This is a genomic window from Piscinibacter sp. PDB1-1, from assembly GCF_056675995.1.
In genome coordinates this window covers 362390-379449 of record NZ_JBWVZJ010000002.1, presented here as the reverse complement: position 1 = coordinate 379449, position 17060 = coordinate 362390, and the positions used below count along the sequence as shown (strand labels likewise).

The following is a 17060-nucleotide window of genomic DNA, read 5'->3' as shown; positions in this document are numbered from 1 at the left end:
GTGGCAATTCTAGTTGGGTGTGCCTCGCGGGGGCATCGGTCACATCAGCCCGGCGGCGGTGGCCGGGTGCGAGTCGAGCGCCTGTTGCACGGTCTCGATCAGCCGCACGCGCCCCACGGGCTTGACCAGCACGTCGTTCATACCGGCAGCCAGGCAGGCCGCGCGGTCTTCGGCGTAGGCGTTGGCGGTGAACCCGATCACCGGCAGATGGCGTGCGTGCTCGCCTGCTTCACCCGCGCGCAGGCGGCGGGTGGCTTCCAGGCCGTCCATGTCGGGCATGCGCCAATCCATCAGCACCAAGTCGAAGCCGCCGCGGGTGAGCTGATTGAGGGCCTCGACACCCGTGCTGGCCGTGAGGACTTTCACGCCAGCACTCTCCAGCATCTGCGAGGCGATCATGGTGTTGACGGCGTCGTCGTCGACCAGCAGCACGCGAGCTCCGTTCAGCCCGTTGCTGAGCGGCCCCATCGACGAATTGCTCGCAGGCGCCGTGCTGGGCGCTGCGCTGGGCAGCGGCAAGCGCAGCGTGACACGGGTGCCCACGCCCGGCTCGCTCTGCAGGGCGAGCTGGCCGTGCATCAGGTGCACCAGCTGGCGCGTGATGGCGAGCCCGAGCCCGCTGCCCGAGTGGCGCCGCGTGACGCCGCCATCGGCCTGATGGAAGGCATCGAAGATCAGCTCCTGGTGCTCGCGTTCGATGCCGATGCCGGTGTCCTCGATGTAGACCTGCAGCTCCTGCGCGACCGGTTCGTATCGAAGCGCGAGGCTCACGTGCCCGCGGTCGGTGAACTTGATGGCGTTGCCCATCAGGTTGATGAGGATCTGCTTGAGACGGAACTCGTCGCCGCGCAGCCATGCGGGCACCGAGTCGTCGACCGCGACACGACAGGCCAGATCTTTCGCCTCGGCAAGGGCGTGCACGGTTTCGAGCATGCCGGTCAGGCAGTTGCGCAGCTCGAAAGGCTGATTGAGGAGTTCGAGGCGACCGGCTTCGATGCGCGAGAGGTCGAGCACGTCGTTGATGAGGTGCAGCAGATGGCTGCCGCCGCGGCGCACCGTCTCGACCAGTTCGCGGCGGTTGGGTTCGGTGAGTTGCGTGTCACGCAGCAGGTCGGCCGCGCCGAGCACGCCATGCAGGGGCGTGCGCAGCTCGTGGCTCATCACCGCGAGAAAGCGCGATTTGGCCGCCGAAGCCTCTTCGGCCGCATCGCGCGCCTGCTCAAGATCGCGCATGCGGCGCGTGACGAGGTCGTCGACCGTCATCGGCTGGCTGCTCTGGTCTTCGAGCAGGCTGTCGATGCCGGGGGCCAGCACCGAGAGCCGCCGCAACTGAAGTGCAATGCCGAAGAGTGCGGCCACCATCAACGCCTGCGCGAACGCGCCGTTGGCATACAGCGGCCACAGTGTCTCGTGCCAGCCGATGGGTTGCGTGTCACTCAACTGCACGATGACCACCGGCAGCGTGGTGAGCACCGCGATCGCCATACTCAGAGCGAGCGCCCGCCATGCCGTCCAGGTGGCAAAGATCAGCAGGTGCGCGCCAATCAGCCAGTGCACCATCGAGGCGGAGCTGTACAGCGATGTATCGGTCGCGATCAGCAGCATGTAGAACATGCTATAGATGAAATACACGCCGAGCCCCACCGCAGCCAGACCCTGGGCGAGCACGAGCTGTCGCTTGTGACGCTTGGCCAGGATCAGCAGGCCAGCGAACCAGGCGATGAGCGCCGGGTAGGCCCAGCGGTCGGATGGGGTGATGTAGCCCAGCGCCGATTCCGCGATCCAGACCACGAGGATGGCCACGATGCCCAGAAAGAAGAGCCACAAGGTGGTGCCGCGCGCCACCAGCGTGATGCCTTTGCGGCCGCGCCGGGCTTCGCGCGCCGGTGGCGGCGCGAGGAGGGGTGACTCATCGACGATCGACATGGTGGGGGCCCATCGCTGCTTTTGAATCGCGACCTATTATGTTGGGCACGCATCGCTCCCGGACTGCATACCATGAAGCTGCTTACCCTCGTATCGCACACGAAAGACCTGGGCGGGGGCTTCACCGTACGACGATTGCTGCCTTCTGCGCAAGCCCAGTCGGTCGGGCCCTTCCTGTTCTTCGACCATTTCGGGCCGATCACTGCGCAGCCGGCCGACAACCACGATGTGAGACCTCACCCACACATCGGGCTGGCAACCGTCACCTACCTGTTCGAAGGCGCAATGATGCACCGCGACAGCACCGGCGTGGTCCAGCGCATCGAGCCGGGCGCCATCAACTGGATGACCGCCGGGCGCGGCATCGTGCATTCCGAGCGCACGCCTGACGACCTGCGCGGCGTGGAGCGGCGTAGCCACGGCCTGCAGCTTTGGGCGGCCGTGCCGGCCGAGCACGAGGAAGATGCGCCTGGCTTCTCGCACACCCCGGCCGACGCAATCCCGTCGACCCTTGTCGAGGGCGTGTCGGTGCGCGTGCTGATCGGCAGCGCGTTCGGGGTCGAGTCGCCGGTGCCGACCCTGTCGCCCACGCTGTACGTGGATTTCGCCATGCCTGCGGGCTGCGCGATCACCGTTCCGGCTGCCGCCGCGCAGCGGGCGCTTTACAGCATCGATCAGCCGTTCTCGATCGAGGGCGACGAGCAGCCCGCGGGCGTGATGGTGGTGCTGCCCGAAGGGACCACGCCCCGGCTGCAGGCGCCGCAGGGGGCGCGGGTCGTGATGATTGGCGGCGAGCCGCTCGGCCACCGTCACATGTGGTGGAACTTCGTCTCCAGCCGCAAGGAGCGCGTCCTGCAGGCCGCCGACGACTGGGCGGCTCAGCGCTTCGAGCGCGTGCCTGGCGAGACGGAGTTCATCCCGCTACCCGAGAAGCGGCCGGCCTGACCCGCCTGAGGATCAGGACATTGCCCGCCACCGCGAGCAGCACACCCAGTCCGGCCAGGGCATCGGGCCGGTAGCTCTCGAACACGGCCGAGACCACCAGCGCCAGGATGGGCGTCATCACGCCGATGGTGCCGGCCGGCCCCGCACCCACGCGCTCGAGCAGCGTGAGGTAGCAGGCGAACGAGACCACCGAGCCGGCGAATGCCATGTACAGAAGTGACACCCACCACGATGCGATCGTGGGCAGCGTGATTGGCTGTCCGGCCACCAGCAGCGCGGTGAACACGGCCAGGCTGCCGTAGAGCATTCCGTAGCCGAGGCTCATCCACATCGGCAGACCGCGCTCGCCGTTGCGGCTGGCGGCGAGGCTGCCGACAGTGGACAGCAGCACCGAGCCCACGGTGAAGGCCGCGCCCAGGAGGGTCGAGCCATCGGCCCGCGTCTTGGCGAATTCAGGCCAGAAGATGAGCGTGACACCCAGCAGGCAAAGCAGGCCGCCCGCGAGAAAGCGGCGCGTGAGTGCGCTGCCGAAGAGCCAGGCCGCCCCGATGCCGGCTGCCAGCGGCGAGGCCGAATAGCCCACGGCCACCACGCCCGAGGGCAGATGCTTCTCGGCGTGGTAGACGCAGATGTACGACACGCCATAGAGAAAGAGGCCCTGCAGCGCGAACCATCCGTGCGCTCGCCAGCCGTAGCGCAGCCTGTCGCCCCGCAATGCCCGCCAGCCCAGCACCGCGGCACCCGCCAGGCCGAAGCGCATGGCCACGCCGAACTCCGGTGAGGTGACGCCGATCTGGTACGTGATGGCGTACCAGGTCGTACTCCACACGAGCACGCAGATCGTGAAGAGGCCCCAAGCGGGCAGGCGCTGCATTCGGAGCGCTCAGTCGAACCTGTAGCTCGCGCTTCCGCCCATGCCCACGCGCAGGCCGCAGTCGATGCCTTCGACCATGACGGCGTTCATGCCGAACGTGATGGCGCCGTCCAGCCCGGCATCCGCACGATAGGTGCTCAAGGTGTCGCCGGGCTCGTGACCGGGCTCGCCGGTGAGCGGGTTCACGTTGGGGATGGGGCAGCGCGCGCAAGGCTTCACGAGCTTCAGTCGCACGGTGCCCTCGGGTGTGTCGAAGCGGATCTCGTCGAGGTGGTCTTCGCCGTGGGCCTCCAGGCCCGAGAGCACGAGGTTGGGCCTGAATCGCGCCATCGTCACCGATGCGCCCTGGCGTTGTGCGAGGCGGCGGTTCAACTCTTCGAGCGAGGCCTCGGACGCCACAAGAATCGGGAAGCCGTCGCTGAAGGCGTTCTCTGCGTCGATGTCGCCTGCCCACTTCTTGCTGGACAGGCGCTTTTGCTCAGGGTCGAAGCGCACCAGCCGCACGCGCTGGCCGAGGAAGTCGCTGAACCACTGCGCGGGCAGGCTGCCCATGTCGTAGGCCGCGACCTCGTCGTCCCAGACGGTCACGCGAACGGGCGCCTCGACCGCGTCGATCGCCAGGTGCAGCGCCAGCATGCCTGGCGCGCGCAGCACCACCTCGGTGTGCTTGAGCGTCGGCTGGATCAGCGCCATGCGAGGCAGCTCGCGCTGGGTGACGAAATTGCCCTGCGCGTCGACCAGCATCCATGCGCGGTCGAGTTCGAGGCCGGTCTCGATCAGCAGGGATTCGTGCAGGCTCACGCCCGCGCAGCTCTTGACCGGGTAGACGTTCAACCCGGCCACCTGCACGGTCACGTCACCGCTCTCGTTCCCGTGGTCGCCGCTGTTTTCGATGCTCACTTGAACAACCCCTTGATACGTTCTTTCAGTTTCTCTTTGGCCGCGTCGCGCGCCGCGTCGGCCTCGCTGCCGCTTGCCGCACTGGCCGCGCCGGGCAGCCCGAGCTTTTCGAGCAGCTTGTCGCGCACTTGGGCGCCGGCTTCGGTCTTGAGCAGCTGCGTGGCCACCGAAGACCACTCGATGCGCCACTCCATCGCCTCCAGCGGCCCGCTCAGGTGCACTGGCACCGTCAGGCCGCGCAGCGAAGCGAGGTCGGCGCCTTCCTGGCCCTTGGAGGTGGACACCACGGTGGCGCGCGCGGTGTAGTCGATCTGGGCCTTGCCGATGTCGATGGCACCGTCACCGCCGATGCGCAGGAAGGGGCTCTTCACGTCGAGGTCCTTGCTGCGGGCCACGCCGGTGGCGATCTGGAAGCTCGCCGACAGCTCGGAGAAGTCGGTCTTCTCGGTCAGGCTCGCCTTCTGGCGCTCGTCGGCGCGCTTCATGCCAATCACGGCCTTGGCCTCGCGCAGGCGCTGGGCGAGGTTCACGCCCTTGATCGCGCCGTCGCGCAGCTGCAAGCCGGCCACACCCTTCAGGCGAGACTTCAGTTCGTTGACGCTGGCGCCCGCCGTGTCCACATCGAGCCTGACGTTGCCGGTGCCTTCGAGCACGTCCTTCTGCGCCACGTCCTTCAGCAGCGCGTTCACGTTCACGCCGGTCGCTACGGCCGTCACCGCCACGCGGCTCGCCCGCGCGTCGGCCAGCCCGGTGGCGTTGAAGCTGCCGCCCCAGGTCTTGCCAGTGAACTGATTGATGCGCAGCATGCCGCCTTCGAGTGTGGCGCCGACGCTGGCCTCGGCGACGCGGTACTGGCGGTACGCGAAACTCCCGGCTTGCAGGTCGAACCGGCCCTGCAATGCGCGCAGGGCGGAAAGATCGACGGGCGTGTCGTCCGCACGCTGGCCGGCCGCACCGCTGGGGGCAGGGGCCGACGCCGCTGCCTCGGCGGGCAGGAGCCGGTTGAGATCGAGAGAACTGAACTGCGCGCGGGCGTTGACCGTGAGCGGCGTGGTGGCGAGGATCGCGCTGCCGTCGCTCGTGTAGGGGTTGTTGTTCACGTGCCCCTTGAAGGCCCAATGCGCCGCCTGCGACGAGGCATCGGCCTTGCCGCTGATCGTGAGGACCAGAGGCTGCAACGAAGGCTCCTGCAGCTTGAATTGCGATTCGATGTCGCTAAGCGCCAGCGAACCGTCCGCAGGCGAGAGCAGCAGGGTCGCACTCGCCACGCCACTCAGAGCACGTGGGCCGCTGCGGCCCTTCAGCGTGGCCTCGGCATTGGGCACCACGATGCGCGCGTAGCTACCGCTCGGCGCCGCTGTCTTGAAGCTGGCCTCGAAGCTGTTCGGGCCTTGCATCTGCAGCCGCCCGCTCAGCGGGCTGCCGGTGAGGCTCTCGCCCTTGACCGAGAGCGCCGGCCAGTCGAGCTGCAGGCTCAGAGGGTGCTCGCCGCGCGTGCCCGCGAGCTTCACGTCGAGATTGGAGAACAGCAGGGCGCGTTGCCCCGGGTCGTACGCGAATTGCTCCACGGTGAGCGTCGAATTGGCCAGGCGAAGCGTGCCCAGGTTGGCCGCGCCGGCGAGCTCGACTGTGTTGGCTTGCAGCGTGCCGTGCGTGGCGTCATAGGCGAGGTCGCCGCGCAGCGTGGCATCGGCCGCCTGCACGCCGGGCAGGTCGCCCTTCCAGCCGAGCTGCATGTCGCGCAGGCGCATGCCCTTGGCGGCCACGTCGGGCGTGAGCCGGGCGCTACCGTTCAAGGCACCTTGCACGGCGGGGGAACGAAGCGCGAGCTGCGCCTCCAGTTCGATCTTGGACTCCACTTGATCTGCCAGGCGCCCCGTGCGCAGCGATTTGAGCGACACCACGCCGTTGATCTGCGTGGGTTCATCGTGCACCGCGAGCCGAAACTCATCGAGCTGCACGCCGCTGACGTCGAATCGCATCGTGGGCGCGTTGGACTCGGTGCCCTGGCTCGCCTGGGGCGGTGCCGGCGCGTTGGTGTTGCCATCGTGCGCGAGCAGGTCATCCAGGTTGCTGACCCCTTGCGCGGTGCGCCAGTAGTTGATCCGCACGCCGCGCGCATGCACGCGATCGACCACCACCTGCTTGCGCAAAAGTGGCCAGATGGCCACGGACAAGGCCGCTTCGTCGAGCCCGAGGAATTCTTCGGTGCGGCCCTTCTCGCTCAATGTGACACCGGTGACCTGAATCGCCAGCCGGGGGAACACCGTGAGCCGGATCGGCCCGTTGACCACCAGGGTCCGGTCGCGGTTCGCTTTCATCCACGCGATCGCCAGGCCCTTGTAGGCGTTCGCGTCGAAGCTCGCCACCAGGTAGGCGAGCAGACCACCGAACAGCAGCACGAGCGCCCCGATGCCGATCAGCACCTTGCGCATCCAGGGGGACTTCATTCGATCGCGGGGCCCCTTGTGGGGGCTTCATCTGAGAGGGGAACCACCGATTCTGCCCTGCGCGCTTCACCGCACGCCCGTCTCTACAATCCAACGGCTATGAATCGTTTCGATGTGTGTGTGCGTGGAGCGGGGGTCGTGGGGCAGAGCCTCGCGCTCGCATTGGCACGCCAGGGCCTGCAAGTGGCGCTGGTGGCCGATGCCGAAGCCGCGGCGCCCGCGCGCGAGGACGTGCGCGCTTACGCGCTGAACGCGGCCTCGGTCGAGTTGCTGCGCAGCCTCAAGGTCTGGGACGCCCTGCCGCCGCACGCCGCCACGCCGGTCTACGACATGCACATCGAAGGTGATGACCCCGCAGGGGTGCTGGAGTTCTCGGCCTGGCAGCAGCAGCTTCCCGAACTTGCCTGCATCACCGATGCGGCGGTACTCGAGCAATCGCTCGCATCGGCCGTCCGGTTTGCGCCGCATGTCACCTTGTGCTCCGGCCCAGTGGAGGCCGCGCTGACCGCGGTGTGCGAAGGCAAGGCCTCGAAGGTGCGCGATGCACTGGGCGTCGTATGGGAGCACCAACCCTACGGCCACCGTGCGATTGCCGCGCGGCTGACGAGCGAGCGCGCCCACGCCAACACGGCGCGACAGTGGTTCCGGCAGCCCGATGTGCTGGCTTTGTTGCCTTTTGATACGCCGGAGCCCGGGCACTCGCATGCGCTGGTGTGGTCCATGCCCGAAGCTCGCGCGCAGGAACTGCTCGCGCTCGATGCGGTAGCCTTTGAGCAGACCTTGAACGAAGCCACCGGTGGCGCCTGTGGCGCATTGCGGCTGGCCAGCGAGCGCGCCAGCTGGCCGCTGACTCTGGCTCGCGCACAGGCTTGGAGCGGCCCCGGCTGGGTGCTGCTCGGCGACGCGGCGCACGTGGTGCACCCGCTCGCCGGCCAGGGCCTGAACCTGGGGCTGGCCGATGTGGCCGCGTTCACCAAGATCCTTTCCGAACGCGAAGCCTGGCGACCGCTGGGTGACGCGCGCCTGCTGCGCCGCTACGAACGGCAACGCATGGTGCCCACCTTGGCCATGGGGCAGCTCACCGATGGGCTGCTGCGCCTCTTTTCTCAGGAGCAGCCTGCATTGCGGGAACTTCGCAATCGCGGCATGACTCTCGTCAATCACCTATCTCCCTTGAAGCGCTGGCTCACCTCGCGCGCATTGGGTTCCTGAAAGCTCACCATGTCGTCCAGATTCCACGCCCGTACCCTGCTTGCCTTCGCTGCCGCCCTCTTGTTGGCCCACACGGCCTTCGCCGACGAGGCGCAGATCCGCAAGACGCTCGCCGAGCGCTTCCCCGAGTGGCCCAAGATCGATGAAGTCAGCAAGACGCCGATTGCCGGCCTGTACGAAGTGCGCCTTGGCACGCAACTCTTCTACACCGACGAGGCTGGCAACTACCTGATCGACGGTCACCTCGTCGAATCGAAAACCCGCACCAACCTCACCGAGGCGCGCGTCAACAAGCTCACCGCCGTCGAGTTCAGCCAGCTGCCGCTGAAAGACGCCTTCATGTGGAAGAACGGCACCGGCGCGCGCAAGATCGCCGTCTTTGCCGACCCGAACTGCGGTTACTGCAAGAAGTTCGAGCGCGACCTGCAGAAGATCCAGAACGTCACGGTCTACACCTTCCTGCTGCCGGTGCTGGGTGGTGACTCGCACCAGAAGGCAGAAGACATCTGGTGTGCCAAGGACCCGTCCAAGACCTGGCTGTCGTGGATGCTCGACGGCAAGATGCCGGTCAAGAACATGGGGGCGTGCAAGACACCGCTCGAGCGCAACCTCGCATTCGCGCAGAAGTACCGCATCAACGGAACGCCGGCCATCATCTTTGCCGACGGCACGCGCGTGCCGGGTGCAATGAACGCCGAGCAGATCGAGAAGCAGCTCGTCGCCAGCGCCGCCGGCAAGCCCGCCAACAACTGATCCCCGCTTGATGGTCTCCTACCGGCTCGAGATCGCCGACGCACACGCCCACCTCTTTCGCGTCACCCTCACTGTTGCGAGGCCGGCCGCCACCCAGCGGCTGAGCCTGCCGGCCTGGATACCCGGCAGCTACCTGGTGCGCGAGTTCGCGCGCCACCTCTCGGGCCTGCAGGCCCGGCAAGGTACGCGAGAAGTGCCGCTCACCCAGATCGACAAGGCCACCTGGGACGCCGCCTGCAGTGGCAACGCGGCGTTGAGCGTGAGCTACCTGGTCTACGCGTTCGACAGCTCGGTGCGCACCGCCTTTCTCGATGCGCGCCGCGCCTTCTTCAACGGCACCAGCGTCTTCCTGCGCGTGCACGGCCGCGAAGCCGAGCCACACCGCGTGGAGATGCGCGCGTTGCCCAAGGGCTGGGACGTGGCCACCGCCTTGCCGGCGCTGCCCGGAAAGAAGGGCAGCTACGAAGCCGCCGACTACGATGAACTGGTCGACCACCCGGTCGAGATGGGCCGCTTCTGGCGAGGCGAGTTCAAGGCGGCCGGCATCTCGCACGAGTTCATCGTGGCGGGAGCCTTGCCCGATTTCGACGGCGAGCGCTTGCTGGCCGATACGCGCCGCATCTGCGAGGCAGAGATTTCGTTCTGGCACGGCAAGAAGAAGAGCTTCTTCAAGCGCTACGTGTTCATGCTCAACGCGGTGGACGACGGCTACGGCGGCCTGGAGCACCGCGCCAGCACCGCGCTGATCGCCTCGCGGCGCGATCTGCCGCAGCGTGGCAAGAGCGAGCTCACCGACGGCTATGTGACGCTGCTCGGCCTCATCAGCCACGAGTACTTTCACACCTGGAACGTCAAGCGGCTGAGGCCGTTCGAGTTCACCTCGCTCGACTACACACGCGAGAACTACACCGAGCTCTTGTGGTTCTTCGAAGGCTTCACCTCGTACTACGACGACCTGCTGTTGCAGCGCGCCGGGCTGATCGACGATGCCCGTTACCTCAAGCTCATCGGCAAGACGATCTCGGGCGTGCTCGGCATGCCGGGGCGCAAGGTGCAAAGCGTGGCGCAGGCGAGTTTCGACGCCTGGGTGAAGTACTACCGCACCGACGAGAACACCCCCAACGCCACCATCAGCTACTACACCAAGGGCTCGCTGGTGGCCTTGGCGCTCGACCTCACGCTGCGCGCCGAAGGGCATGGTTCGCTCGACGATGTCATGCGCCTGCTGTGGGAGCGCAGCACGGGCGGTCCGATTTCCGAAGCAGACATCGCGCAGGCCCTGGCCGATGTGGGTGGGCGCTCGTATTCGAAGGAGTTGCAGGCGTGGGTGCACGGAACCGACGATGCGCCCTGGCGTTCGCTGTTGGCCAAGGTTGGCGTGAACTGGGCGCAGCAGACACCTGCGGCGGCGCAACGCATCGGGCTGCGCGCCTCCGAGAGCGCACTCACCGGCATCAAGCTGACGCACGTGCTGCGCGGCAGCGCGGCCGAGGCGGCTGGTCTCGCGCCGGGCGATGAACTGATCGCCGCCAACGGCTGGCGCTTGCGCCGCGTCGACGACCTCACGCGCCTGGTGCCTGCCGATGGGTCGGTAGAGCTGCTGGTGTCGCGCGACCAGCGCATGCTCACGCTGCCGCTCGCCTTGCCTTCTGCGCCTGACAGCGGCGCGGTGTCGCTCACCCTGGCCGCGGCCGACAAGGCGCCGCCGGCCGCTCTGGCGCTCAGGCGCGCATGGCTGCCGACCTGAACCCTCTGCGCCGCCGCGTGTTGCAGGCGGCGGTGGTGGGGGTGGTGCTGGTGCTGCACCTCGTGGCGGCGGATTGGATCACCCGCCACTTGCCGCGCGTGGCGTCCGAGTCGGAGATGCCGGCGCGCATCCAGGTCAGCTATGTGCGCGAGATGGAGCTCCAGTCGCCGCCTGAGCGTGTGGCGCCGCCCGCACCTCCAAAGCGCCGTGCGCAGGCGGCGCGGGCGCTTGCGCCGGCCGCATCCGCCGCTGTGCCGCAACAGCCCGAGCCGGAGCCCGACCCCGGGCCGCCAAAGCCGGAGCGGCCCGAGCCCCAGCCTGCCGAACCCGATGTGCTCGCAGAATCGGTGGCGCAGGCGGCTTCTGCGCCCGCCGACGATGCTGGTGCGCCGGTCGCGCAGGCCAGTGCCGCAGCGTCGTCGCCCGACCCCGCAGCTGAGCCGTTCGAGTGGCCCGTATCGACCCGCCTGCGCTACGAGCTGATCGGCAACTACCGCGGAGAGGTGCGCGGAGAGGCGCAGGTCGAATGGATTCTTGCTGGCGACCGCTACCAGGTGCACCTGGATGTGTCGGTCGACATGATCGCCTCGCGCCGCATGAGCAGCGACGGCCGCATCACCCCGCAGGGGCTGGCGCCTGTGCGCTACGACCAGGAGACGCGCGTGCCTTTTCGCGGGCCGTCACACAGCGTGGTGCGATTCGAGGGCGAATCCGTCGTGCTGACCAACGGGCGTGTGGTCGATCGTTGGCCGGGCGTGCAGGACACCGTGAGCCAGTTCGTGCAGCTGAGCTGGCTGTTCGGCACGCAGCCCGGGCGGCTGCGCGTGGGCGAACGAATCGAGTTGCCGCTCGCGATGCCGCGCAGCGTGTCGCTCTGGGCCTACGAGGTGCAGGGTGAAGAGCTGTTGCGCACGCCTTTCGGCGAGGTGCAGGCCTTCCACCTGAAGCCGTTGCGCGAGCCGCGCGAGGGGGGCGACATGACGGTCGATATCTGGATCGCCCCCCAACTTCGCTATCTGCCGGTACGCTTTCGCATTCGGCCCGACCCCGAGACGCATCTGGATCTGACGCTCGACCGCCGGCCCGAACTGGCCGAGCGGCTGCCCAACTGACGAACACTCACCCTGGAGAGACGACCATGAGCTACGAATGCATCCTCACCGAACTGCGCGGCGCGACCGGCCTGATCACGCTCAACCGCCCCAAGCAGCTCAACGCGCTGAACGACACGCTGATGAACGAGTTGGGCGCGGCCCTCAAGACTTACGACGCGGATGAGAACGTGCGCTGCATCGTGATCACCGGCAGCGAGAAGGCGTTCGCCGCTGGTGCGGACATTGCGGCGATGGCCAAGTGGAGCTACATGGATGTCTACAAGACCGACTACATCACCCGCAACTGGGAGACGATCCGCGGCATCCGCAAGCCGGTGATCGCGGCGGTGGCCGGTTTCGCGCTCGGGGGCGGCTGCGAGCTCGCGATGATGTGCGACTTCATCATCGCTGCCGACACGGCCAAGTTCGGCCAGCCCGAGATCAAGCTGGGTGTCATCCCGGGTGCCGGCGGCACGCAGCGCCTGCCGCGCGCCGTGAGCAAGGCCAAGGCGATGGACATGGTGCTCACCGGCCGCATGATGGACGCCGCCGAGGCCGAGCGCGCCGGGCTCGTCTCGCGCGTGGTTCCGGCTGCCGAGCTGCTGGACGTGACGCTCGCCGCTGCCCAGACCATCTGCGAGTTCGGCGGCCCGAGCGTGATGATGGCCAAGGAGGCGGTGAACCGCGCCTATGAAGGGCCGTTGGCCGAAGGCATCGTGTTCGAGCGGCGCGTGTTCCATTCGCTGTTCGCGACCGACGACCAGAAGGAAGGCATGGACGCCTTCCTGGCCAAGCGCAAGGCCGAGTTCAAGCATCGGTGAGCAGCCACCCACCGCTCGGGCTGAGGCGTCGAAGCTGGGCACGGCCTGGGCAGGCCTTCGATACCTCAGGCTGAGCGGAGTGGCAGTCCGGCAACCCGAACGGTCTCAGTAGCTGCGCCCGCCCTTGAACTGCGCCTTGGTTGTGCGGGTGCGCACCGCGGCCCGGTCGATCGCCGCGAACGAGGCGCCCGCGTGCGCGTGGCACACCGCCAGGCCGAGTGCGTCGGCGGCGTCCTTGCCCGGCAAGCCGGGCAGCTTGAGCAGGCGTTTCACCATCTCCTGCACCTGCTCCTTGCGCGCATGGCCGGCGCCCACGATGGCCTTCTTCATCTGCAGCGCGGTGTACTCGGATACATCGAGACCACTGGCCACCAGCCCGGTGATGGCCGCGCCGCGCGCCTGCCCCAGGAGCAGCGTGCTCTGCGGGTTGACGTTGACGAACACGATCTCCACCGAGGCGCAGTCGGGCTTGTAGCGCGCGGTGATCTCGCGCACGCCCTCGTAGATGATCTTCAGGCGCTGCGGCAGTTGCCCCACATCGGCCGCATCGGTCTTGATGGTGCCGCTCGCCACGTAGTGCAGCGTGCTGCCCTCGACGTCGATGACGCCGAAACCGGTGGTGCGCAGGGCGGGGTCGATGCCGAGGATTCGCATGAGGCCGGCGATCAGGCGCCGAAGTACCAGCGGACCGAATGGAAGAACACCGGCGCGGCAAAGCAGAGCGGCGCGACACGGTCGAGCAGGCCCACAGCGCCCGTCACGGAGGCGCGGCTGCCCCAGTGGCGCACGCCGGCGTCGCGCTTGAGGGCCTGCATCACCAGCGCACCCATCGTGCCGCATCCGCCCGCGATGAGGCCGATCAGGACTGCCTGCGGTGCCTTGAACGGCGTGATCCAGAACAGCAACCCGCCGATGACACCGGAGGCCAGCATGCCCAGGCCCCACGCGCGCCAAGAGAAGTTGCGGCTGATCTGGCGCGCAACCGGGCGGCGGCGCAGGCGGTGGCTGGCGGTCTGCTGCACGATCTGCGCCGTCACTACCACCATCACGATATAGAGCACCAGAAAGGCGCCACGGTCTTCGTAGCCTTTGAACTCGAGGAGCAGCAGCGCCGGTGCGTGGCTCATGCCGTACACGCACACCATGGTGCCCCACTGGATCTTGGCGGTGCGTTCGAGAAAGCGCGTGTGATCGTTGCCGAGCGCCGCCAGGATCGGCAGCGCGGTGAAGGCGTAGACCGGGATGAACACCGAGAACAGGTCGAAGTAGCGCGCCCCGGCGAGCACGTACTGGATCGGCAGCACCACGAAGAACACCGCCAGCAAGGCGCGGTGGTCGCCGCGGCGCGTGTGCGTGAGCGTGATGAACTCGCGCAGCGCCAGGAACGACACCACCGCGAACAGGAGCGTGGAGCCGACCGGCCCCGAAGCCCACGCCACCCAGAACAGGAGCGTGCCCAGCCAGAGCGCGCGCAGGTCGAATTGCAGCGCCTCATGGCGGCGTTGGCGCTGGGGCGGCAGGTCGGTGAGCGAACGCGCGAACGCGGCCACGGTGGCCATCGTCAGCACGCCGAAGATGATCACGAACAGCAGGGCAATCTGCTGCGAGATCGTGAGGCTGCGCAACCAGCTTCCCATCAGGCTGCCACCTTGGCGAGTGCCATGACGGCATCGCGCGCACGCGCGAGAAAGGCGCGCTTGTCTTCGCCGGGCTGCAGCGGCACGGGCGCGCCGAAGGTCACGGTGCACAGCAGCGGCACCGGAACGACCTCGCCCTTGGGCATCACGCGCTGCACGTTGTCGATCCAGGCCGGAATGAGTTGCACATCGGGGAACTGCTCCGCCAGGTGGAAGAGGCCGGCCTTGAACGCCTGCGGCTCACCCTTGTTGCCACGCGTGCCCTCGGGGAAGATCACCAGCGAGTCGCCATTGCGCAGTGCTTCGACCAGTGGCTCAAGCGGATCTTCATCGTCGGTGCGCACGCGGCTCACGTAGACCGCGTTGAAGACTTCGCGCGTGATCCAGTGCTTGAGCGGCGAGGCTGTCCAGTAGTCGCGCGCCGCGATGGGGCGGGTGTGTGCCCGCAGGTCGCGCGGCAGCGCTGCCCAGATCAGTACCCAGTCGAAGTGGCTCTGGTGGTTGGCAAAGTAGATGCGCTGCTCGGCCTTGGGCGGGCTGCCGTACCAGTGGCCTTGCGCGCCTGTGATCAGCCGCGCGAGAAAGGCGAGACACAGGCCGGTGACCGTAGGGAGTGACATGCGGCGATCTTACGCAGCGGCGGCGTGTGAAAGACACCCCATGAAGGGCAGGCCCCCGGCGCAGTCGTCGTCTGCCCCACATGGCGACGTTGCAGGGCGCAGCGAAGCGATGGCATCGAAGCCGATCGCGTCGACCGGTGCCTGCCAGAGCGCGTGGCTGATGCGCTGCTTGAACCCCTCGGCGTCGGCCGCGTGGTCTGGCAACAGGGGGCCATTGAGCGCGATGAATCGCAGCAGCGAGGCCACGTCCCGGCGGAGCGATGCCTGGTAGCGCCACAGGTCGATACCGAGCGAGCGCCCCAGCCAAGCGAGGTGGATCAGGCCCTGTGCGAGAAAGAGGCTGTAGTGCAGGGGCCGGGTTCGCTGCAGTTCGAGTTGGGGCACGGCGAAGGCGCTGAGCTGCGACACCAGCCGAAGCGGCAGATCGGAGATCACTTTCGCGGCAAGACCGTTGCGCCCGACAAAGGCCGCCAGCGTGGCCACCAGCAGGTCGTGCCACACCGCAATGTTGTTGGGCTGGCGGCCGACCTGGCGCTGCTCGATGTCGACCACGAAGGCTGCGAACCATGCCTTGATACCGCTCAGCTCCTGATCACTCAGAGCACCGGCCCTCCAGGTCAGCGTGACCGCATCGACGAGCGCGCAGAACCCGCGGAAATCGACCACGCCCCACGGGGTGCCCACTCCGTCTTTCCCTGGGGTGACCTGCGCGTATCGCATGTGTGGGTTCATGCGCGTTGCGGGGTCGACGAACCACGTGCGCAGGATGCGGGCGGCATGAGCGAAGTAGATCTTCTCACCGCTCAGACGGCCGGCCAGCGCACTCGCGCAGGTGTCGCGCACCATGTGATCGAGCGCGGCCCGGTCGTTGCTGTGGCTTGCCGCGTGCCCGGGCGTCGATTCTGCGCTTCGCACGCCGTCCAGGTATTGAGTCGAACCATCGGCCGTGCGGTGAAGGTAGGGGGCGAAGCTCAGGTAGTCGGCGCTCTGGCCGCTGGCCGCACAGCCTGTCTTGGCTAGGATCGTGGGGATGGGGCGCGAGACGGCATCCCGCGCCTGGGCAAGAACATGGGCGAGCACCGCACTGGATGCAGACGCGAGTGCGGCTTCGGAGTAGCACAAGAGGCGGCCCGCGGGGTTGTTCGCGGAAACGATCCGTTCATCCAGCCGGCGGCACAACTGCTCCACGCCCAGGAAGCGCGTGCGCCAGCGCAGGCGTTCGTTTGTCTCGACCGAGTCGTCGCAGCCGGCCTGCAATCGCGCCACCCAGGCTCCCTGCACGAATCGACCGGGCTGGGCGCCGGTCAATGGCAGCGCCAGATCCCAGGCCGCGGCGCGCCACCCCTGCCACGCGCCGGGTACGCTCAGGCGCGACAACAACTCGCCCTTGTTGCGGTGGCCATAGCGCAGCCGCTCATCGAAGAGCTCGGTGCTGTCGTTGCGGAACCCCAGCTGCGGTTCGGTCAAGGCGCAGGGTTGGAAATCACTGCGCAGCAGCGCCTGGTTGCTCTGCACGCGCGCCAGCGGCACGACTAGGTGCAGCGCCGATGCGTCGCATTGCGCCAGCTCCCGGATCTGCTGCCAGGCGGCGCTCGTGATGAAGCAGGCGCCATCCCAGGGGAGCGTCCAGCGCGCCTTGGTGCGGCCCTCGGCCAGTGCCAGGTTGCGCGCCTCGTTCAGCCCGACGGCGTACAGGCACTTGTGGCGGTACTTCCACTCCAGCGCGAAGGTCGAAGCCGCGAACGCCGCGTCGCCTTGTTGGCAGTCGATGTCGAGCAGGCCGGTGGGCATGCCTGAGACATCGTTGAAGCGCTGCGCGTACGCCGCCAGATCGAAAGGCATGTGCAGGCAGGCTTGCCCTGCACGGCGTATCAGCTCGATGCACTCGTGCTCGACCTCGGCGTCAGCGATGCGGTTGAGCACCCAGTGCTTCTGGCAGCCCTCGAGCTCGGGTTCGTTCGCGAGGGTGAAGGCCAGGTGCTCCAGCATCTCGCGCGGCCCGTGCCGCGGCGGCAGGCTGTTGCCGAGGATGCGGTAGAGCGCGAACTGGAGCGGCCGGCTCACCGCTCCGTCCGTCGATG

Annotated in this window: 14 protein-coding genes; 6 read left to right on the top strand and 8 right to left on the bottom strand. The window is 67.7% G+C overall.

Annotation, left to right across the window (positions count from 1 at the left end; genetic code table 11):
• Positions 1-39: 39 nt before the first annotated feature.
• Entirely contained in the window at positions 40-1926 is a 1887-nt protein-coding gene (locus tag AC1KAR_RS13440; RefSeq protein ID WP_480318459.1) for a hybrid sensor histidine kinase/response regulator, read from the bottom strand.
• Between the two features lie 72 nt (positions 1927-1998).
• On the opposite strand from AC1KAR_RS13440, the gene AC1KAR_RS13435 reads away from it, so the two are divergent.
• Entirely contained in the window at positions 1999-2871 is an 873-nt protein-coding gene (locus AC1KAR_RS13435) for a pirin family protein (protein ID WP_480318457.1), read from the top strand.
• Here AC1KAR_RS13435 and AC1KAR_RS13430 read toward each other — a convergent pair.
• Genes AC1KAR_RS13430 through AC1KAR_RS13420 form a run of 3 tightly spaced genes read right to left on the bottom strand, consistent with a single transcriptional unit; the run spans position 2840 to position 7095 of the window.
• Positions 2840-3745: a DMT family transporter gene (locus AC1KAR_RS13430; RefSeq protein ID WP_480318455.1), complete on the bottom strand. Its 906-nt coding sequence runs from the start codon at positions 3743-3745 to the stop codon at positions 2840-2842. The genes AC1KAR_RS13435 and AC1KAR_RS13430 overlap by 32 nt on opposite strands.
• 9 nt (positions 3746-3754) lie before the next feature.
• A complete protein-coding gene (locus AC1KAR_RS13425; protein ID WP_480318453.1) occupies positions 3755-4645 on the bottom strand; it encodes an MOSC domain-containing protein in 891 nt (296 codons plus the stop codon).
• Positions 4642-7095 carry an AsmA family protein gene (locus AC1KAR_RS13420; RefSeq protein ID WP_480318451.1) on the bottom strand — a complete coding sequence of 818 codons (2454 nt, stop codon included), beginning with the start codon at positions 7093-7095 and terminating at the stop codon, positions 4642-4644. Before AC1KAR_RS13420 ends, AC1KAR_RS13425 begins: the two co-directional genes overlap by 4 nt.
• Before the next feature lie 99 nt (positions 7096-7194).
• Between AC1KAR_RS13420 and AC1KAR_RS13415 the strand changes: the two genes are divergently transcribed.
• Genes AC1KAR_RS13415 through AC1KAR_RS13395 form a run of 5 tightly spaced genes read left to right on the top strand, consistent with a single transcriptional unit; the run spans position 7195 to position 12722 of the window.
• Positions 7195-8307, top strand: coding sequence for an FAD-dependent monooxygenase (locus tag AC1KAR_RS13415; protein WP_480318449.1), 1113 nt, complete (start codon positions 7195-7197; stop codon positions 8305-8307).
• A 9-nt stretch (positions 8308-8316) separates the two neighbouring features.
• A complete protein-coding gene (locus AC1KAR_RS13410; protein ID WP_480318447.1) occupies positions 8317-9060 on the top strand; it encodes a DsbC family protein in 744 nt (247 codons plus the stop codon).
• Positions 9061-9070: 10 nt separating this feature from the next.
• Complete coding sequence (locus AC1KAR_RS13405; protein ID WP_480318445.1) at positions 9071-10807, top strand: M61 family metallopeptidase; 1737 nt, start codon at positions 9071-9073, stop codon at positions 10805-10807.
• The gene (locus AC1KAR_RS13400; protein WP_480318443.1) at positions 10792-11919 is read left to right on the top strand and encodes a DUF3108 domain-containing protein; all 1128 of its coding nucleotides are present in this window, start codon (positions 10792-10794) and stop codon (positions 11917-11919) included. The genes AC1KAR_RS13405 and AC1KAR_RS13400 overlap by 16 nt, the downstream gene beginning before the upstream one ends.
• Positions 11920-11945: 26 nt before the next feature.
• Positions 11946-12722, top strand: a complete 777-nt coding sequence (locus AC1KAR_RS13395) for an enoyl-CoA hydratase (RefSeq protein WP_480318441.1) — start codon at positions 11946-11948, stop codon at positions 12720-12722.
• A gap of 105 nt (positions 12723-12827) precedes the next feature.
• Here AC1KAR_RS13395 and ruvC read toward each other — a convergent pair whose 3' ends face one another.
• From ruvC to AC1KAR_RS13375, 4 genes are read right to left on the bottom strand one after another with little or no spacing between them, the layout of a single operon-like run.
• Positions 12828-13376 (bottom strand): crossover junction endodeoxyribonuclease RuvC, encoded by a 549-nt coding sequence (gene ruvC / locus AC1KAR_RS13390; protein ID WP_480318439.1) that lies wholly within the window; start codon positions 13374-13376, stop codon positions 12828-12830.
• An 11-nt stretch (positions 13377-13387) separates the two neighbouring features.
• Entirely contained in the window at positions 13388-14359 is a 972-nt protein-coding gene (locus tag AC1KAR_RS13385) for a phosphatidate cytidylyltransferase (protein ID WP_480318437.1), read from the bottom strand.
• Complete coding sequence (locus AC1KAR_RS13380; protein ID WP_480318435.1) at positions 14359-14979, bottom strand: lysophospholipid acyltransferase family protein; 621 nt, start codon at positions 14977-14979, stop codon at positions 14359-14361. The genes AC1KAR_RS13385 and AC1KAR_RS13380 overlap by 1 nt, the downstream gene beginning before the upstream one ends.
• 9 nt (positions 14980-14988) lie before the next feature.
• A complete protein-coding gene (locus tag AC1KAR_RS13375) occupies positions 14989-17043 on the bottom strand; it encodes an alginate lyase family protein (protein ID WP_480318433.1) in 2055 nt (684 codons plus the stop codon).
• Positions 17044-17060: the final 17 nt, after the last annotated feature.

Bases quoted from the DNA above. Each gene is read 5' to 3' on its own strand.
- AC1KAR_RS13415 (WP_480318449.1), top strand. From the start codon at position 7,195: ATGAATCGTTTCGATGTGTGTGTGCGTGGAGCGGGGGTCGTGGGGCAG.
- AC1KAR_RS13420 (WP_480318451.1), bottom strand. From the start codon at position 7,095: ATGAAGTCCCCCTGGATGCGCAAGGTGCTGATCGGCATCGGGGCGCTC.
- AC1KAR_RS13440 (WP_480318459.1), bottom strand. From the start codon at position 1,926: ATGTCGATCGTCGATGAGTCACCCCTCCTCGCGCCGCCACCGGCGCGC.
- AC1KAR_RS13400 (WP_480318443.1), top strand. From the start codon at position 10,792: ATGGCTGCCGACCTGAACCCTCTGCGCCGCCGCGTGTTGCAGGCGGCG.
- AC1KAR_RS13395 (WP_480318441.1), top strand. From the start codon at position 11,946: ATGAGCTACGAATGCATCCTCACCGAACTGCGCGGCGCGACCGGCCTG.
- AC1KAR_RS13435 (WP_480318457.1), top strand. From the start codon at position 1,999: ATGAAGCTGCTTACCCTCGTATCGCACACGAAAGACCTGGGCGGGGGC.
- AC1KAR_RS13380 (WP_480318435.1), bottom strand. From the start codon at position 14,979: ATGTCACTCCCTACGGTCACCGGCCTGTGTCTCGCCTTTCTCGCGCGG.
- ruvC (WP_480318439.1), bottom strand. From the start codon at position 13,376: ATGCGAATCCTCGGCATCGACCCCGCCCTGCGCACCACCGGTTTCGGC.
- AC1KAR_RS13405 (WP_480318445.1), top strand. From the start codon at position 9,071: ATGGTCTCCTACCGGCTCGAGATCGCCGACGCACACGCCCACCTCTTT.
- AC1KAR_RS13430 (WP_480318455.1), bottom strand. From the start codon at position 3,745: ATGCAGCGCCTGCCCGCTTGGGGCCTCTTCACGATCTGCGTGCTCGTG.
- AC1KAR_RS13410 (WP_480318447.1), top strand. From the start codon at position 8,317: ATGTCGTCCAGATTCCACGCCCGTACCCTGCTTGCCTTCGCTGCCGCC.
- AC1KAR_RS13385 (WP_480318437.1), bottom strand. From the start codon at position 14,359: ATGGGAAGCTGGTTGCGCAGCCTCACGATCTCGCAGCAGATTGCCCTG.